Origin of the sequence: Streptomyces melanosporofaciens (assembly GCF_900105695.1) — a bacterium.
Taxonomy (GTDB): domain Bacteria; phylum Actinomycetota; class Actinomycetes; order Streptomycetales; family Streptomycetaceae; genus Streptomyces; species Streptomyces antimycoticus.
The window spans coordinates 211,115-225,522 of record NZ_FNST01000002.1; the positions used below are offsets into that span (position 1 = coordinate 211,115).

Genomic DNA, 14,408 nt, shown 5'->3' on the forward strand with positions numbered 1-14,408 from the left:
ATGTCGCCGAGTCCTTCTAGCGGGCCGACACCCGCTCGCGACGAAGCTTCACCGTCGCGGTGTCGTCGACGACATCGTCCGTGATCACGACGCCGTAGACATCGAACGCAGACTCCGGCGTGATGCGGCTCTCACGCAGGTCGTTGAGCACTGCGGCCGCTTCACGCTCGAGGGGGTCGCCATAGCCACCACCGCCGGGCGTGATCGACACGACCTTCTCGCCACGGAGCATGTCGTACCGGCCGACGACCGGGATCTCCTTACGGCTGCCGTCGACGCCTTCGACCCAGGCCTCCGGAACGGCGCCTCCGGCACCACCGCGAACGCCCTTCGGCGGGTTGAACTTGCCCTCGAGCCCATACGTGATGGTCACGTCATCGTCGCGAGCCTCCATCGTGACACGCGTCGCGAGCCCACCACGCTGACGACCGGCGCCGCCCGAGTCGGCGACGAGCACCCGCTCGTGGATGAGGATCGGGTAGCGCTGCTCGTCGACCTCGACGCTGTCGTGGTAGAGCAGGGCACCGCACACGGGGCGCTGGTAGGTCGGCCAGCCGTCGGCGTACGGTGTCGCCGGACCGCCGACGCCGCCGACGAGGATCTGGTTCACATAGGCGTTGCCGTTGCGCTCATCGATGCCCGAGACCACGGACTTCGCCGGGGCCTGACCGGTCGCTCCTTCGGCGGTGCCATACCCGTCCCCGATCTGCGAGAACGCGGCCTGAACGATGTTGACGACCCGGTCCGCCAGGTTGGTCGTGCCCGACGAGCACGAGTAGGGATGCTTCGGCACGCCGACGGCGCAGCCCTCACGCAGCAGCACCTCGAAGCGCCGGAAGGTGCCGGCGTTGCTCGGCAGGGACTCCGGAAGACCCGAAAGGATGCCCGCCAGCGCGGCTCCGGTCGCCGTCGCGCGCGTGAGGTTGAGTCCGTTCGGCAGGTTGTCGGGGTTGTCACGCAGGTCGATCGTGACCCGGCCGTCGGCCGGCTTCACCGAGATCGTGGCCTGAATCGGAACCCCGTCGGGACCGGTGCCGGGGAAGGGATCGTGTGACGTCGAGCCGGTGACAGACCACTCCGGCAGCGTCTCGACCGCGCTCGTCGCCAGGCGCTCGGAGTAGTCGAACCAGGCGTCGACGAACTCGACGAGGGTGTCGGCGCCGAACTTCGCCGCGAGCTCCTGCACGCGGCGCTCGGCGATGCGCGAGGCTCCGACCGAGGCAAGGTAGTCGCCGTACCACTGGTCGGGCACGCGGATGCGCGCGCGGCACATGCGGATGATGTCGTCGAGATCGGTGTAGTCGCGCTGGATCCGCACACAGGGGAAGATCAGCGCGCCTTCCTCGTAGACGTCGCGCGCGGTCGCGTAGAACGTCGTCGGGAGCGAGTTGCCGCAGTCGGCCTGATGGGCCTTGGTAACGGCGGTGAACAGGTGCCGCCCCTCGACGAAGATCGGCACGAGGATGCAGTGGTCGGCCGCGTGGGAGTTGCCCATGTAGGGGTCGTTGTGCAGGAACGCGTCACCCTGGCGGATGTCATCGTGCAGCGTGATCATGTCTTCACCGAGCGGACCGGCACCGAACACGTGCACCGGCACACCCTCGGCCGCGGCGAGCAGCTGGTTGTCGGCAGTCAGCACGGCGCAAGAGAAGTCGCGCGCCGTGTTGATCACCGAGGAGCGTGCGGACCGGAGCAGCCCGCTGGTCATCTCGCGGACGATCCCGTCGAAGGCGTTCGCCAGCACCGAGAGTTTGACCGGGTCGAATTCACGTGACACGTCACGCCTCCTTACGAGTGAGATAGATGTTGGAGCGGTCGTCGAGCGTCGCGTCCCACTCCGGCGGCACGACGATGGTTGTCGTGGGCTGGTCGATGACGGCCGGCCCGACGATCTTGTCGCCGGGGCCGAGCGTCACGCCGCGGTAGCGGGTGGTGTCGAAGCTCTCGCCTCCGAAGGTGATCGGGTCGGTGCGGTGCGACTCGGGCGATCCGCCTGCGGCGACCGTGTCCTTCAGCTGCTCCGGCCGAGGCACCTCAACGCGCACGCCCCAGGTGATGATCTCGACGCGGCTCTGCGCGTCGTGGGTGCCGTTACGGCGGTCGTGCTCCGCGTGGAACGCCCGCCCGATGACATCGGCAGCGTCGCCGTGGGTGTTCGGCACCTCGCCGAGGTGTACGCGCAGATCCCATGCCTGGCCGGGGTAGCGCGCGTCGACGAAGTAGGTGACCTCGGCCTCGGCTCCTACACTTTCGAAGCGGGCCGCGAACTCGGCCGCCTTCGCCTTGATCTCCTCGATGGCCCGCGTCGCCGACTCGGCATCGAACGCGTGAGTGTCGTTGTGCAGTGGCGAGAGGAACTCGGTGGCGATGGGTGCACGATGGGCGCCGTAGGCCGCGAGCACCCCCGCGGTCGCCGGGATGAGAACCGTGTCGGCTTCCAGCAGCACGCCGATCGCCGCGGCGACCATCGCTCCGGCGCCGCCGCCGGCCACGATGAGCGCGCCGCGCGGATCGACGCCCTGCTCGAGCGAGGCCTGTCGGATCGCCGTCGCCATGTGGCTGGCCGAGACATCGAGGATCGCCTGCGCCGCCTGCTGGATGGTCATGCCGAGCGGGCCGGCGATGCGTGACTCGATCGCACGCACAGCGGCGTCGCGGTCGAGGGTGAATCCACCCTCGAAACCGCTGGCGTCGAGGTAGCCGAGCACGACGCACGCGTCGGTGACGGTCGGCTCCTCACCGCCGCGGCCGTACGCCGCGGGGCCGGGAGTGCTGCGGGCACTCTGCGGGCCGACGCGAAGCAGCCCGCCGCCGTCGATCCAGGCGATGCTGCCGCCGCCGGCTCCGATGCTCGAGACCGCGACCGACGACAGACCGGTCAGGTGGCCGACGAAGGGCTCGCCGAGCCACGCCTCGCGGGTGTGGCGCACGACGCCCTTCTCGACGAGCGACACGTCGAAGGTGGTGCCGCCCATGTCGCAGACGACGACGGTCTCCCGATCGGGTGCCGCCGCCGCACCGACGAGCGGAGCCATCGACGGACCCGAGTTGAGTAGCAGTACGGGTCGGTCGAGTACGTCGGCGACGTCGAGCACGGCGCCTTCCGAAGTGACGACCAGCAGGTCGCCCGTGAACCCGTACTTCACCAGGTCGGAGCGCAAGTTACCGAGGTGGTCGGCCATGAGGGGCTTCAGCGAGGCGTCGATGGAGGCGGCCGACGAACGCCGGTACTCGCGGATGGTCGGGTTCGCCTGGTGCGAGAGCGTGTAGGGGACGCCGGGGAGGATCTCCTCGATCAGCTCCGCGAGGCGGGCCTCGTGAGCGTCGTTCATGATCGACCACAGGAACGACACGGCGATCGCCTCGACGCCCTCGTCGACGAGGGTCTTGAGTGCGCTGCGCACCTGCTCCTCGTCTAGGGGGACGAGCACGTCGCCCTCGGAGTTGATGCGCTCGCGGATCTCGTAAGTGAGTCGGCGCGGGATGTACGGGCCGGGGTAGGCGGCCTTCGAGTCGAAGGCGTCACGGCGGCCGCCCTCTCGCAGCAGCAGGGTGTCGGCGAAGCCCTCGGTGACCAGCAGCGCGGTCTTGGCGATCTTACCGGTGAGCACGGCGTTGGTGGCGTGCGTGGTGCCGTAGACGATCACGTCGGCGTTGCGCAGCACGTCGTCGCCGCTCCAGCCGACGGACTCGGCCGCGCGGCGGACCGCGGCCTCGAAGCCGGTGAACACGCGGTCGTAGGTGGTGAGTGCCTTGCCGGCGGCCATGTCACCACTGTCGGAGCCGACGACTACGTCCGTGAACGTGCCACCGGTGTCGACGGCGATGCGGTATCGCGCGTCGCGGCCGCCTGAATTCGTCTGGGCCTCGGTCATCTTTCTTCCATGTCTGTCGAGAGCTTGCGAGTGGTGGTCGCCCACGTGGGCTGGGCGCGTCGTCACGGCGTCAGTGTTCAGCGACCCGGTTGCCGAGAACGCCGACGCGCTCCACGTCGACCTCCACGGTGTCGCCCGGCTTCAGCCAGATCGGTGGAGTGCGCTTCGCTCCGATCCCCTGCGGCGTGCCGGTCGCGATCACATCGCCCGGCTCAAGCGTGAGGAAACTGGAGAGGTAGGAGATGATCCGGGCGATCGAGAAGATCTGGTGCCGGGTGTTTGAGTGCTGCAACTCCACACCGTTGACACGGGTGACGAGTTCGAGCGTCTGCGGGTCGCCGATCTCATCGAGGGTGACGAGCGCGGGGCCCCACGGGGTCGAACGGTCGACGGTCTTGCCGGCCGTCCACTGAGTCCCGCGGTACTGGAGGTCGCGGGCCGAGATGTCGTTCAGTGGGGCGAGGCCGGCGACGTAGCCGAGGGCCTCTTCCTCCGGCACCTGACGCGCCGTGCGGCCGATGACTACGGCCACCTCGCCCTCGAAATCGAGGTTCGCGCTGACATCGGCACCCTGGATCTCATCCTCGGGACCGACGAGCGTCGACGCGAACTTCACGAACACGTCGGGGTGCTCCGGCAGGGCGCGCCCGGTTTCAGCGACGTGGTCCTTGTAGTTGAGTCCGACGCAGAGCACCTTCGCCGGGTCAGGAACGGGAGTAGTCAGGTGCACGTCGGAGCGAGCGCCGACTCGCGTGCGCGGATTCTGTTTGATCAGCGCCGCCACGCTGGTCGAGAAAGACTTGAGCTCGGGGCCGTACACGGTCAGGAAATCCCGGACGGACGAGGCCGGCGTCGTGCGGGCCGCCCTCAGCAGGCGCTCAAGATCGAACACTGTGTCGTCGAGGAGCACGCCACCTCGGACGCGGCTCTCGTGGAGGTAGGAGACGATTCGCATTGTGGCTGCCCTCTCTCAGTCCTGTGCGTCGGCAGCGACGGCGAGCACAGCGTCCGTAAGACGATCCGCGATGTCGTCGACGACCGCTTGGTCCATCGGGGTCGACAGCGAGAGCAAGTTGGCCGGTGAGCCGAGCAGGCCGCGGTTGTACGACTCCCACCACAGACGGTGCTGCGTGCCTTCGTCGACCTTCTCGGAGCCCGCAGGAACGGCCCGCAGCAGCGAGCCACGCCCCCGCACCTCCCAGCCGACATCCGCCACACGGGCCATGACCGACTCGCGCGCGGCGTCGCCGAGGCTGTTCAGCCGCTTCACCTCGGACTCGCTGTAGAGGCGCAGCGCCGCAGCACCGGCCGCCATGCTGACCGGATTGCCGGAGAACGTGCCGCCGTGCGGCAGGCTCCCGGGCCGCGTCGGGTCCACCTCGGACATGAGCGAGCCGAGGCCGACGACCGCGCCGACCGCGAAGCCGCCGCCGATCGTCTTCCCCGTCGTCAGGAGGTCGGGCGAGACACCGTACCCGCCGCTCAGACCGTGCGGGCCGAGCCGCAGGCTGATGACCTCGTCGATGATCAGGACGATCCCGTAGCGGGTCGCGAGTTCCCGCGCCGTGGTGACGAACTCATCGGAGATACGCAGCAGCCCTGCGCGGTTCGGCAGGAGGTCGAGGATGATCGCCGCGTAGGCGTCGGGCGCTGCCTCGATCGACCGGCGGAGGAACTCCGCGTCGTTGAGCGGAACGGGAGTGACGTCGTCGATCACCCCCTGGGGCACACCACGGGTATAGGTCGGGCCACCGGGAACGAGGGCGATGTCCGACGTGCCGTGGTAGCCGCCCTTGGTTACGATCACACGCTCACGACCGGTGCTGGCGCGGGCGATCCGGATGGCGGACATGACGGCCTCGGTGCCGGAGTTGGTGAACCGCACCTGATCGAGTTCGGTCAGTCGCGAGAGCAGCAGATCGGCCAGCTCCCACTCGTAGAGGTTGGGGATGCCCCAGCTCGCCCCGGACGACAGGGCCTTGGTCGCCGCCTCTGTGATGTCCGGGTGGGCGTTGCCGTGGATGAGCGAGGTGAAGTTGTTGTTCGCGTCGATCAGCTCACGGCCGCGGTCGTCCCAGACGCGGTAGCCCTCGCCGCGAACGGCGTAGGGGCTCGGCGCGCCGGTGTAATAAGTGGATCGGCCGTAGCCGCCCGGCAGCAGCGGATAGCCGCGCGGCCCCCGACGCAGGTGCGGGTCCTCCGCGGGAGCGCCGCTTGAGACACGGTTTGCCTGGATGTTCGTCGCCACGTCAGTCTTCTCCACTTATCAGTTCACGAGGTCGATCAGGGGCCGCCCGGTGAGCGCGAGCCGAGCCCGCTCCACCGCCCCGTCCTGTAGCGCTCCGGTCGAGCGGTTGGAACGCCAGGCGATGTGTGGGGTGAGGATCGTGTGGGGCGCGGATCGCAGTGGGTTCTCGGCGGCGACCGGCTCCTGCGAGAAGGTGTCGATGCCGGCGCCGGCGATATGTCCGGACTTCAGCGCCGTCGCGAGCGCCTCCTCGTCGATCAGTCCACCGCGCGACACGTTCACGACCACGGCGCCCTTGCGCATCCGCGCCAGCACGTCTTCGTCGACCAGGTGCCGTGTGTCGTCGTTCAGCGGGAGGTGCAGCGAGACGATGTCGGAGTTCTCCAGCACGCTCCCCAGGCCGCCGAGCTCGACCGGTCCGTCGGCGATGAAAGGGTCGTAGCCGCGCACTCGCGCACCGACCGCCGAGTACATCCGTGCCACATGCTGACCGATGCGCCCTAGGCCGACGACGCCGACCTCGAGCTGCGAGAGCACGGGGGTGTCGTAGCCGATGACCCCGGCCCAGCCGAAGCCGCGGATGGCGGCATCGCCGGTCGGAAGCCGACGCGCGAGCGCGAGGCCCATCGCGAAGGCGTGCGAAGCCACCTCTTCCGAGGCGGTACCCGGGACGATGGCGACCGGGATACCGGCCTTCGTCGCTGCGTCGACGTCGATGTTGTCGTAGCCCATGCCGTAGCGGATCACCGCGCGGCACTTCTTCATGATCGGGAACTCTTCGTCGGTGAGCCGCGCGTAGGGCGTAACCATCACGATCTCGGCGTCCGGCAGCCCCGCGCGGAACGCGTCCACGTCAGCCGCGACGACGAGTTCGTAGTCGAGCTCGTCGGCGAGCGCATGCTCGCGATTCAGATCCGGGAAGTGGTGAGGGGCCACCAGGATGGTCCCCGGCTCATCGCCGTGCATATCGTGCTGTCCTGTTCGCGTCGGGGTCTGGTCGTCGCCGGAGCGGCCGAGGCCGGTTCCAGGGAGCTGACTCAACTAAAGCCCGGCGCGAGCGCGGCCATCCGTCCCAGATCGACACACTCGACTGCCCTCTTTCGGACATGACGAACGGCCCGGACCCAGCGGGTCCGGGCCGTTCGTCATGTGGTCAGAGGTCGAAGCCTCGGCTGCGGAAGTAGTCCATGCGTCGGTAGAAAGTGGAACGCCCGATCTCGAGGATCTCGGCAGCAAGTCGTCGGTTGCCCTTCGCTTCACGCAGGGCGCTGCGGATCTCGGTCAGCTCCGCGTCTTCGAGACGAGACAGCCGCCCCTTGGTCAGCATGCGGTGGAAGCTCTCGGGCAGATCGTCGTCAGAGACCTCGATGCCTCGAGACCGCTCGACCGCATCTGAGACGACCTGGCGCAGCTGGGTGATGTTGCCCGGCCAATCGGAGTTGGTGAGGGTCGCGACGAGCCTTCGCGAGAGCCGACGATCGCCGACCTCACTCGCGATCGCGTGGGCCAGCAGGGGGATGTCCTCGCGCCGTCTGCGCAGCGGGGCGAGCGTGATCTCGAGCGCCCCGCTGGCGTCGGCGATCGGGCGGGTCGCATCCGTGACGCTCGCGGCGGTGAAGATCACGGTGCGGCGCGCGCCGCCTCGCAGTTGCGCGGCCAGGTCGCGGGAGTCCATGGGCGAGAGCTCGTCGGCGTGAGCGATGAAGAGGACCGGCTCGAATTCCGTGTTGGCATGCTCGCGCGCCTCATCGATCCGGGTACCGGCATCGCTATCGCGCGCGTCAATCCGGATCACATCGCCGCGGACGCTGGCGATCGCCTCGGCGAGCCGCGTCTTTCCGCTACCGGGCTCGCCGATGATCGCCACGGACCGACGCTGCTCGACCGCGGTCCGGGCCGAGTCGACGGCATGCTGCAACGAGAGGCTTTGTCCATCGAGGCGCTCAAGCAGCTGACCAGCAGAGGACGGGACTTCGTGCCGCGAGACCGTCGGCGCGTCGAGCGTCCGGCTCCTGCGGGCAAGTGGACGGACGACAGCGACGGCGCCGAAGCCCGATGCGGACAGGTCCACCGGCGAGACCTCGAGGCTCGCCGGCCCGAAGCCCGCAAGCATCACTTCTACGCTCGTATCACGTCCCGAGGACATCACGCTCTTGGCATAGCTGGTGACGACGGAAAGATCGGAGCCTTCCAGGGACGCCGTCGCGGCGGAGTTCATGAACGAGTGCTTGCCATCGGTCACCACGACCGCGGCCTTCCCGCGCCGACGCGAGATGGTGAGGTACTCACGCAGAAGCGTGCGCTCCCGCGACGACATGCGCGTCTCAATCTCACGCTCGATCCGCGACGTGACCCCTTCGAGCATCAGGAGCGTGGACGACGGGTCAAGCCTCTGCACCCGGGCGGCGGGCAGCGTCAGCCCGACCACTGCTCGCACCCGGTTGTGGAACGGGTCGCGGATGAGCGAGGCGAAGCACCAGTTGCAGCGCATATCCTCTCGGAAGTGCTCCTCGGGCGACAGCCAGACGGCACGGCCCTCTTCCAGCGCAACGCCTTCGGCGTTGCTGCCACAGCTCGCCTCCAACAGCGAGTAGCCCTGCGCGAAGTCGGCATCCTCCCTCAGGAAGGTCGGCTTGACCAGCACGCCATTCGGTGAGCTCAGGCTCACGTAGCCACCGATGTCCCTGGCGACCTCGTCGAGCTTCAGCAGGTGCGGCTCAGCGGTGAGCATGGTGCGCTCGTCGACACGCCCCTCATCGATGTAGCCGCGGTCGGCCTGCGAGTCGACGCCCGCAGCACGACTGCGCCGCCACGAGCGGGCGACCACTGGACGGAGGCCCGAGAGATCGTCGGTGGCGCGGCTCAGGAACAGGTCGCGGATCTCGGCCGTATGGTGAAGGGTCGACGATACGCTCGCCGGGGACGATGCGACTGACACCATGGTTTCCTCGTCAGTTGCGCGTGCAGGGCATGAGCTTACTTAACAGCCGCTAGCACGTCTTGTCTACTAGTTTTCTCAATCGAGTCATCTCGACTTAGTCGATTCGAGAACCCTCCATGCCTCACGCGATCCGACTCGACCAAACGCGCGACCCCAATGCAGCGAAGTCCCATTCGGACCGAAATGCGCCCTCTGCATGAGCGAGATCGACGCCCGGCGTCAGGCACTCAACGTCGCCCGGACTCCACATACCGTTACCATCCATGATCTAAGGCTTCCAACGAGTGATCGGCGTCGACGCCCGCCGCGCAGTCCTGACACGCATCGGCCGACTCACGGGCGCGGTCCTCGCGTGCATCAGCAGGATCACGAAGGGCAGATCACCGAGCCGTGCTCGATTTCCTCTGGTCTGGATCCTCCGGGTTCGGACTCGAACAGGCCTACCTCCACAACACCGGTCGCGCCGAGTACCAGCCCGTCACCGATGACGAAGCCATGCATGCCTTCTGGCTGGCCCAGGAGCTGACGGGATCCGTTCGCCCCGGGGGACCGCGACCTGGCGGGCGAACTGGTCTCCCGTGCGGCGGTGTGCATCACCAACGCATGGCGTGTCGCGCGTGAGCACGCGACGGCGCTGGCGCTGCACCACGCCCTCCTCCCTCGCCAGCTCCCCCAGCCGACCAGCGTGGGCATCGCCCACCACTACGTGCCCGCAGCCGGTGAGGCAGGCGTCGGCAGTGACTGGTACGACGTGATCCCGCTGTCCGGGGCAAGGGTCGGCCTGGTCGTCGGAGACGTGGCCGGGCACGGGCTGGCAGGCGACGGCGACCATGGGTCGCCTGAGAACCACGATTCGGGCCCTGGCGGCACTGGATCTCGATCCGGGCGAACTGCTGACCCGGCTCGACGACCTGGTCGCCCAGGCTCGGATCGGCATCCACCCCCGATGACGGTGACCCGGCGGAGGACCCGGCGCTGGGCACGAGATGTCTGTACGCCGTGTATGACCCGGCCTCCCAGGTCTGCTCGACGGCGAGCGCCGGTCACCTGCCCCAGTGGTCACCGCCCCGGACGGGACCACACACCCCGTCACGGTGCCGGTCGGTCCTCCGCTCGGCATCGCCGACCTGCCATTCGAGTGCACGGAGGTCCGGCTCGCACCCGGCAGCATGCTCGCTCTGTTCATAGGCGGGCTCGTCAACGACGGACACGGGAACATCGACGCCGGTGTGACCGATCTGTGTCGCGTGCTCGAACGTCCTGATATCACGCCGGCGGATGATCGCTGGTCCAGGCTTCGCCGCAGGCGATGTCGACCACGGCTTCCCGGGCCTCCTGGGGCGTCCGCGAAGCTTCCAGCAGGTCGCGGTAATGCTGCGAGACGGCTTCGGCGAGGCGGTGAATGCCTCGGTGAGCAGGTGCTGCATGCCGTCGAAGTAGTAGGTCAGCGACCCCAGCAGGACATCGGCCGCAGCGGCGATCTTCCGATACGTGACGCTGATGGCGCCGTGTTCGGCGATCACCTCCAGCGCGGCGTTGAGGATCTGGTCTCTCCGTGCGACGGGGGTGTTTTCCGCCATTGTGTAAGCGCTTCTTCCTCTCTCCGGCCAGGCAGGTACATTTGTACAAGTCATACGGGTGCTGCACATGCCCGACCTCCGGTCGTTCCTGCTCCCGCGGAGTCCTATCTTCATGGATCAGGTCATGCGTCGGCGCCGTAAGGCGTTATTCCTGTTCTTCCTCCTGCCGGGCATCGCGATGTCGTCGTGGGTGACCCGCACGCCCGATATCCGGGACCGGCTGGAGGTGTCCACCGGTCAGATGGGGCTGGTGCTCTTCGGACTGTCGCTCGGCTCGATGACCGGAATTCTGTGTACGGGACCCCTGGTGTCCCGGTTCGGTACGCGGCCGGTGATCGCCTGGGGCACGGGGCTGGTCATCGTGGGTATGGCCACGATCAGCGCGGGCAGTCTGGCCGCGTCGGTGCAGGTGGTCACGGCGGGGCTCTGCCTATTCGGCGCGGGCATGGGGTCGGGGGATGTGGCCGTCAATGTCGATGCTGCCGATGTGGAGCGGATCGCCGATGTGACGACGATGCCCACCCTGCACGGCTGCTTCAGCCTGGGCACGGTAATCGGTGCCGGTGCGGGTATGGCGGTCACGGCCATCGGCGTGCCAGTGCACTGGCATCTGGCGGTGGTCACACTCATATCAATCGTGATCTTCTGGTACGCCATCCGCTCCGTCCCCTCGGGCACAGGTCTTGGCTCGCCGACCCAGGCGGAGGAGGGCGCCACCCGTTCCCGGCCCAAGGTCTGGAAGGACCGCAAGCTCGTCCTGATCGGTGCGATCGTGCTGGCCATGGCTTTGGCCGAAGGGTCCGCCAACGACTGGCTCCCCCTGCTCATGGTGGACGGGCACGATCTGGACTCCGCGCTGGGATCTCTCGTCTATGCCGGGTTCGCCGCCGCCATGACCCTCGGCCGCTTCACGGGCTCGTTCTTCCTCGAACATTTCGGGCGGACGTCGGTCGTACGGGCCAGCGCCGTCTCGGGGGCGTTGGGCCTGCTCCTCGTGATTTTCTCGGACAACGTCGTGTTGGCGGGGGCGGCGGTGCTGTTCTGGGGGCTCGGGGCATCACTGGGCTTCCCCGTCGCGCTGTCCGCCGCGGGCGATTCCGGCCCTGAACAGACCGCCCGTATCAGCCTGGTGGCCACGATCGGCTATGTCGCCTTCCTCGTCGGGCCACCCGGCCTCGGCTTCCTCGGCGACCACTTCGGGCTCCGCTCGGCCATGCTGGTGGTACTCCTTTTCGTCGGCTCCGCCGTCTTGCTGGCGCCCGCGGTCGACACCCATCGCCGCTCCACGGTGGCGAGGTCCGTGCGCGAGAACGAGTCGGATCGCCCCCGCAACTGGTGACCGCCTCACCTGGCTTCGGGACCTCGAGGAGTCCCGCTGGTCACTTGCCTATATTGAAGTGGGACAAGCTTTCCACAGGCACTGTTCGACGCGGTCGTTGACGCCTCCAATGCCTCCCACCTGCCCGACCTGGCACTGGAACTGGTGGAGCCGGGCGGCCGCGTTGTCTACATCGGTCTGGCACGTGAACCGAGCCGGATCGACACCCGAACGCTCGCGCTCAAGGACGTCACAGCGGTCGGCGTGCTCTCGGCGTCTCCCGCCCTCGACGCGACCGTCACCGCGTACGCGGACGGGCTCCTGGATCCCCGCCCGCTGATGGGGGCGACCGCGAGCCTTGACCAGGTCGGGTCAGTACTCGGCGGTGATCGCCTCGCGGGTGCGGGAGCCAGCCCCAAGATCCATGTCGACCCGCGCCTGAGCGGGGAGTGAGCGATGCGACGGCGGTTCGCGGAGGCTCAGGCGCACCCGCCGGTGACGAGAGCGGTGAGACCAGCGAATTCACTCAGGGAATGTCAGCCCTCGACCAGGTCAGTCGCCGGGTCGGCGGGGATCGACGTGGATCTTCGGGCCGGATCCCGCGTCCGGTGGGCGTTCACCGGCGAGGACGGAACCGGCCCGGGCGAGGCCGACGGTCGCGGCGATCAGAGGCCTTGGGTCGACGGATCCGTCGGCGTAGGCCCGGATGGTGGCGTCCAGGCCGGGGGAGGCGGACAGGATGCCGACCGCCGTGACGTCCTTGAGGGCGAGGGTGCGGGTGTCGATCCGGCTCGGTTCGCCGGCCAGCCCGATGTAGACGACACGGCCGCCCGGTTCGACCAGGTCGAGAGCCGTCGCGGGCAGATGGGCCGCGTTCGTGGCGTCGACGACCGCGTCGAAGGGGAGGTCCGGGACCTGGTCCTCCCGCCACACGTGGGCGAAGCCCAGGCCGTGAGCGAAGGCGAGTGAGCTGTCGGTCTGGCCCATGAGGTGGACTTCGGCGTCGGCAGCGCGGGCGAACATGGCGACGAGCAGGCCGATGGTGCCGGGGCCGAGCACCAAGGCCCTGTCCCTGGGGCGCAGTTCAGCTGCCTGCGCGGCCCGTAGGGCGTTTCCGCCGGGCTCCACCAGCGCTCCCAGAGCGGCGTCGACGGTGTCGGGCAGGACATGCAGCGAGGAGACGGGGACGGCGAGTCGCTCGGCGAGGGCGCCGGGCCGGTTCCCGCGGATGCCGAGCTCCTGCCGCCTGTCGCAGACGTGCTGGTGGCCGCGCTGGCAACGTCTGCAGGTCCCGCAGCCGAGCATGGTGTCGCCCATGACCCGCCGCCCGATCCACACGGCGTCGACGCCTTCGCCGACGGACGCCACCCTCCCGGCCCATTCATGGCCGAGCCGCATGGGGTAGGAGGAGTGGCCTTGGTGAAGGTATGCCATCTCGCCGGTGAAGAGCTCCACGTCGGTGCCACACACGCCGACCCGTTCCACGTCGATGACGGCCTCACCCGGAGCCGGCTCGGGCTCGGCGACATCCCGCACCTCGTACGTTCCAGGGCCCGTGAGAACGAATGCGCGCATGTCGTTCCTCATCGTGGCCCGAGGACGCGCTGGCGCTGTGCGCCAAGGCCGGTGATGCCCAGTTCCATCACGTCGCCGGGCGCGAGCCACACCGGCGGGGTGAAGCCCATGCCGACGCCGGGCGGGGTGCCGGTGTTGATGAGGTCGCCGGGCTCCAGGACCATGAACTGGCTCAGGTGATGCACGATGAAGTACGGGTCGAAGATCATCGTCTTGGTGTTGCCGTTCTGGCGGCGTATCCCGTTGACGTCAAGCCACATGTCGAGGGCGAGGACGTCGTCGATCTCGTCGGTGGTGGCGAGCCAGGGGCCGGCGGGGTTGAATGTCTCGGCGGACTTGCCCTTGGCCCACTGTCCGCCGCGTTCCAGCTGGAAGGCGCGTTCGCTGACGTCGTTGACAACCACATATCCGGCGATGGCGTCGCGCGCCTCCTCCGCCGAATCCAGGTAGCTGGTACGACGGCCGATGACGATGCCCAGTTCGATTTCCCAGTCGGGCTTGGTGGAGCCGCGGGGGATGCGCACGTCGTCGTGGGGGCCGATGAGGGTGTTGGGTGACTTGGTGAACAGAATCGGCTCGTCGGGCACCGCCATCCCGGATTCCGCCGCATGATCACGGTAGTTGAGGCCGATACACAGGATCTGGTGCGGGCGGGCTATGGGCGCGCCGACGCGTTCCCCGGCGAAACGGGAGACCTGGCCCGCCGAGGCACGGTCAGCCACGATCGGCCGGATGCGGTCGAGTCCGTCCACCCCGAAGAACGCCTCGTCGAAATCGGTGACGACATCGGAAAGGTCGACGTACGTGTCGTCGTCCAAGCGGGCGACGGGCTTCTCGGCGCCTGCGGCACCAATACGCATGAGGTACACGT

The 14,408-nt window shown here is 68.3% G+C and carries 9 protein-coding genes and 3 pseudogenes; 3 read left to right on the forward strand and 9 right to left on the reverse strand.

The window, feature by feature from the left end; genetic code table 11:
* Window positions 1-16: 16 nt before the first annotated feature.
* The 6 genes from BLV72_RS03565 to BLV72_RS03590 form a co-directional block, all read right to left on the reverse strand.
* Window positions 17-1,777, reverse strand: a complete 1,761-nt coding sequence (locus tag BLV72_RS03565) for a hydantoinase B/oxoprolinase family protein (protein WP_093460222.1) — start codon at window positions 1,775-1,777, stop codon at window positions 17-19.
* 1 nt (window position 1,778) lies between these two features.
* A complete protein-coding gene (locus BLV72_RS03570; RefSeq protein ID WP_093460224.1) occupies window positions 1,779-3,875 on the reverse strand; it encodes a hydantoinase/oxoprolinase family protein in 2,097 nt (698 codons plus the stop codon).
* A gap of 70 nt (window positions 3,876-3,945) precedes the next feature.
* Window positions 3,946-4,785, reverse strand: a complete 840-nt coding sequence (locus tag BLV72_RS03575) for a fumarylacetoacetate hydrolase family protein (RefSeq protein ID WP_208905519.1) — start codon at window positions 4,783-4,785, stop codon at window positions 3,946-3,948.
* A gap of 60 nt (window positions 4,786-4,845) precedes the next feature.
* Entirely contained in the window at window positions 4,846-6,123 is a 1,278-nt protein-coding gene (locus BLV72_RS03580; RefSeq protein ID WP_208905521.1) for an aspartate aminotransferase family protein, read from the reverse strand.
* Window positions 6,124-6,141: 18 nt separating this feature from the next.
* On the reverse strand, window positions 6,142-7,089 hold the full coding sequence (locus BLV72_RS03585) for a C-terminal binding protein (protein ID WP_093460227.1): 948 nt from the start codon (window positions 7,087-7,089) through the stop codon (window positions 6,142-6,144).
* Window positions 7,090-7,276: 187 nt separating this feature from the next.
* The gene (locus tag BLV72_RS03590) at window positions 7,277-9,064 is read right to left on the reverse strand and encodes a sigma-54-dependent Fis family transcriptional regulator (RefSeq protein WP_093460228.1); all 1,788 of its coding nucleotides are present in this window, start codon (window positions 9,062-9,064) and stop codon (window positions 7,277-7,279) included.
* 830 nt (window positions 9,065-9,894) lie between these two features.
* Here BLV72_RS03590 and BLV72_RS49540 point away from each other — a divergent pair.
* Window positions 9,895-10,263: pseudogene (locus BLV72_RS49540) on the forward strand (SpoIIE family protein phosphatase); the annotation flags it as partial.
* Window positions 10,264-10,530: 267 nt separating this feature from the next.
* Here the strand turns inward: BLV72_RS49540 and BLV72_RS51445 are convergent.
* Window positions 10,531-10,758, reverse strand: a pseudogene (locus tag BLV72_RS51445) (hypothetical protein); the annotation flags it as partial.
* Between BLV72_RS51445 and BLV72_RS03610 the strand changes: the two are divergent.
* Together BLV72_RS03610 and BLV72_RS03615 are read left to right on the forward strand one after the other, a co-directional pair.
* A complete protein-coding gene (locus tag BLV72_RS03610; protein WP_093470127.1) occupies window positions 10,757-11,983 on the forward strand; it encodes an MFS transporter in 1,227 nt (408 codons plus the stop codon). The pseudogene BLV72_RS51445 and the gene BLV72_RS03610 sit on opposite strands and share 2 nt — an antisense overlap.
* A 72-nt stretch (window positions 11,984-12,055) precedes the next feature.
* A pseudogene (locus BLV72_RS03615) lies at window positions 12,056-12,415 on the forward strand (zinc-binding dehydrogenase); the annotation flags it as partial.
* A 99-nt stretch (window positions 12,416-12,514) separates the two neighbouring features.
* Here BLV72_RS03615 and BLV72_RS03620 read toward each other — a convergent pair.
* On the reverse strand, window positions 12,515-13,537 hold the full coding sequence (locus BLV72_RS03620) for a zinc-dependent alcohol dehydrogenase (RefSeq protein ID WP_208905523.1): 1,023 nt from the start codon (window positions 13,535-13,537) through the stop codon (window positions 12,515-12,517).
* A gap of 8 nt (window positions 13,538-13,545) precedes the next feature.
* Complete coding sequence (locus tag BLV72_RS03625; RefSeq protein WP_093460233.1) at window positions 13,546-14,406, reverse strand: fumarylacetoacetate hydrolase family protein; 861 nt, start codon at window positions 14,404-14,406, stop codon at window positions 13,546-13,548.
* Window positions 14,407-14,408 lie beyond the last annotated feature (2 nt).

Excerpts from the sequence above, each read along its gene's own strand:
- BLV72_RS03620 (WP_208905523.1), bottom strand. The coding sequence starts at position 13,537 with ATGCGCGCATTCGTTCTCACGGGCCCTGGAACGTACGAGGTGCGGGAT.
- BLV72_RS03590 (WP_093460228.1), bottom strand. The coding sequence starts at position 9,064 with ATGGTGTCAGTCGCATCGTCCCCGGCGAGCGTATCGTCGACCCTTCAC.
- BLV72_RS03570 (WP_093460224.1), bottom strand. The coding sequence starts at position 3,875 with ATGACCGAGGCCCAGACGAATTCAGGCGGCCGCGACGCGCGATACCGC.
- BLV72_RS03610 (WP_093470127.1), top strand. The coding sequence starts at position 10,757 with ATGGATCAGGTCATGCGTCGGCGCCGTAAGGCGTTATTCCTGTTCTTC.
- BLV72_RS03585 (WP_093460227.1), bottom strand. The coding sequence starts at position 7,089 with ATGCACGGCGATGAGCCGGGGACCATCCTGGTGGCCCCTCACCACTTC.